Raw genomic sequence first — 3,022 nt, forward strand, 5'->3', positions numbered from 1 at the left:
TAAGACCGTTAGCTCCTTGTTTAATGCTTGTGTTTCTTTGTCTAGGCTATGGATTAAAGTCTGTTTCTGGCTTTTTAAATGGAGGATTTGCCCATGGCAAGTTGTGCATTCTTCCAAATACTCCACATAAAGCCTGTTAAGGGCAGCAATCGGAATGTCTGGTTTGCGTACCGGAACTAAATCTGATAGACGCAGCTCTTCAATTTTAGCTTTCAGCTTTGCTGAATGGGTGTTATGTATTTTTTCTACCTCTTGAAAAATGGCTTCGTAATCCCCTTGGCAGTGTGAAAGGTGGTTTTCTAAGCCCTCTTCAGACAATTCGGAGGTAAGTATTTTGCTTAGCTTTTTCTTAACTAACCCTTTAAATTCCTGCCACTCTTCTATTTCCAAACTGCAGCGCAAAGAAAATAAACTCGCCGCCATTTCTTGCACGTGTTTCTTGTATTTAAACTCTTTAAATAGGGCCGTAAATTCTTCTGCCGAAAAGAGCCTTTTTCCTTGAATGGAGGGGTTATTTTCTTCGTCGTGCAAGAACTTTGGATAGTTTTCTTGATCATTTACTAGGGCGTCTATATAGGCATTTGAATCTCGCTGCGCAGCAGAAGTCATCTTGAATAGTTCTTCCGTAATTTCATAAAAACCCTCAATCACCGCATTGCTGACCCTTCCTTCAAAATTGGGCCCTTTTGTTTTAACTCTGGGGGCCGCACGCTCAAAAAAAGAGCTTTCGCCTTTAAAGGTAGTATGGATAGAAGTGTCAATATCTGAGGTTAATTTACGACTTCCTGGAGCTTTAATCGCAACGATACACTTGGCGGGCTTTGCTAAGCCTGCAGGCAAGTGAGAGGTTTTTTGCGTGACTATAAAATGATACCAAGTGGCCTTAAAGGTATACCCTCCCTGCGGTGTTTTCGCTAGAACACCCGTGGGCTCGGCGGTTAAGTTAAAATAAGTGGCAGGAAAAATTCTTAAGATGGCTTCGCGGTAGCTGGCATAGTCTACGATATCGCGATCCTCTATATGCTCTTGCATCTGCTGGGTAGCCAGCAGCTGAGATCCTTCTTCCGGACGCAAGGTCATGACGTAGGTTCTTTTAAGGGTTTCCCAATCGGTATCTCCTAACTTTTCAAACCGTTGGATCGCTGGAAAATCGTGTGGAATAGACATAATCAACTCTTTGGCTAAATACTACGTTTAATGAAAAATACGCTTTAAAACTCTGAAACGTGGGTCTTCACTCATTCCCACTCTCTTGCTCATCAAAGGCGAAAAACTAATTAAATTTTTAGTTTCATGCAAGTTTTTTAGTTAGAGGTTAAAAATTTGGTAAAGGGCCTTTAGCAAATTCTATTAAAGTATTGTAGCAATATCTGCAACTTGCCCCTTTGATAAGAAAAAAGATGAAAAATTTGCAAGGGTATCGGTGGCGGCTAGAGGTTTTTCAGCAAGATATTTTAAAAGAAAACCAGATTGTAGGGTTGGAAACTCAGTTAACTAACCTGAGCTATCTTTTTCCTTTCGCTGAGCAAAGGATAAGGGAACAACAAAGACTTTTATGAGCTTTGTTAAAGGCACTTTATCAAATTTTTAACCTCTAACTAAAAAACTTGCATGAAACTAAAAATTTAATTAGTTTTTCGCCTTTGATGAGTAAGAGAGTGGGAATGAATGAAGGCCCACGTTTAAAGGCATAAGTTTATTTCGCATGTTTGTTTTTATCTTGGCGATAAGTTGCGCTCCTTTTTCCATCATTTTCTTAAATAACTCTGAGGAAAGGTAACCTTTATCCCCGAATTTTTTTCCAAAAAGCTTCTCAGTTAAGATAGGAACGGGCTTTCTATCGTCTATATTGCCAGTTGTAATCATATAAGCTAGTAGTTCTCCTTCTTCATTAGCAACTAGGTGCAGTTTGAAGCCGTAAAAATAACTGACAGAGGTTTTTCCTCGCTTTGCTATCCCTTTAAACATCTTATTATGCTGGTGTATACGCTTGGGATGACAAACTGCTATTGAGGCGGAATCAATAAAGGAAATGCCTGTGCATTTTCCAAGACGAGTCAGCAGATAGCAATGCAGGGGAAATGCAAGCTGTCTTTTTAGTTCTACAAACCGGTTATAGCTGGGAATATGGGGAAACTCCCGTTTTAAGTAGTTATGTACGTAACTGTTGTAGAAGGTTTTAAAATTTCTGTAACAGACCATATGAAATAAAATGACTAATGTCATGGTCTCGCTTGGGCATAATCCAGGCTCTCTTTTTGGAGCTTTCTTCCCTTCAGCTAGCCATCTTTGTTTGCATAATCCCTCGAAATTTTTTCAAAGGCCATCTATACTGCAAAACAGCTCAGCCAAACAAATCATCTTGCTTCCCCTTTGGTTTAGTCTGGTGTCGTAACAAACATTCACCAATAGGGAAGCCTTTTCTTGCAATTCTTTTCTTGAAATGGCTCTATTTTAAAATCGAACTAACGTTAAAATAAGTAGCAAGAGAAATAGACCTGTCAAAATATTTGCGTAAATAAGGTTGAAGGGTAGATAAATTTTATTTTCCCTTTCAAGAGAAAATAAGCCTCTTTCGAAATTCACTGGGTTATACGCTTTTAAATAACTTTTCGGAGATGATCTTAAACCGCTTCAGGCTGCCGATAGCATTTTCATTAAGCGTACGACCACTAGAAAATTGGCGGTTATTTTGCTTGTCCTCCTTTGTGAGCGGATACTTTTTCCCCTTTTTTTGGGCATTTGCGTTTTAGTATGTAATCTCTAAAGCCCTTGATATCCGCTATCAGTCAATACACTTACCGAAGGATGAATTCGAATTTTTGGCTCTTTGAACAATCGAAAATCATGCCGCTTCCCTCGGGAAAATACGGTGCAAATGACTTGCTGTCGTTTCTTATCTACCGCAATTTGTGTCTTTAAGGGTTACGGTAGGAATGTCGATTACTCAACACCCCCCGTACAGATCCGTACGTGCGGAATTACCGCATACGGCTCTTCCCTTAGATAATAACACCGATTC

Annotated in this window: 3 protein-coding genes and 1 pseudogene; 1 reads left to right on the forward strand and 3 read right to left on the reverse strand. The window is 39.6% G+C overall.

Features of this window, described 5'->3' with window-relative positions; translation table 11 throughout:
* Positions 1 to 1,167: hypothetical protein (locus tag PARA125_RS09625; RefSeq protein ID WP_213158673.1), on the reverse strand; the 1,167-nt coding region annotated here is incomplete at its 3' end.
* Positions 1,168 to 1,400: 233 nt separating this feature from the next.
* Between PARA125_RS09625 and PARA125_RS09630 the strand changes: the two genes are divergently transcribed.
* The gene (locus PARA125_RS09630) at positions 1,401 to 1,559 is read left to right on the forward strand and encodes a hypothetical protein (protein WP_213158674.1); all 159 of its coding nucleotides are present in this window, start codon (positions 1,401 to 1,403) and stop codon (positions 1,557 to 1,559) included.
* A 70-nt stretch (positions 1,560 to 1,629) separates the two neighbouring features.
* Here the strand turns inward: PARA125_RS09630 and PARA125_RS09635 are convergent, their stop codons facing one another.
* Together PARA125_RS09635 and PARA125_RS09890 are read right to left on the reverse strand one after the other, a co-directional pair.
* Positions 1,630 to 2,226, reverse strand: coding sequence for an IS982 family transposase (locus tag PARA125_RS09635; protein ID WP_213158675.1), 597 nt, complete (start codon positions 2,224 to 2,226; stop codon positions 1,630 to 1,632).
* 382 nt (positions 2,227 to 2,608) lie between these two features.
* Positions 2,609 to 2,922, reverse strand: a pseudogene (locus PARA125_RS09890) (transposase family protein); the annotation flags it as partial.
* Between the last annotated feature and the right edge of the window lie 100 nt (positions 2,923 to 3,022).

Source organism: Parachlamydia sp. AcF125 (genome assembly GCF_018342475.1).
Taxonomy (GTDB): Bacteria; Chlamydiota; Chlamydiia; order Chlamydiales; family Parachlamydiaceae; genus Parachlamydia.

Coding starts and splice junctions, on each gene's coding strand:
- PARA125_RS09635 (WP_213158675.1), bottom strand. CDS start 2,226: ATGACATTAGTCATTTTATTTCATATGGTCTGTTACAGAAATTTTAAA.
- PARA125_RS09630 (WP_213158674.1), top strand. CDS start 1,401: ATGAAAAATTTGCAAGGGTATCGGTGGCGGCTAGAGGTTTTTCAGCAA.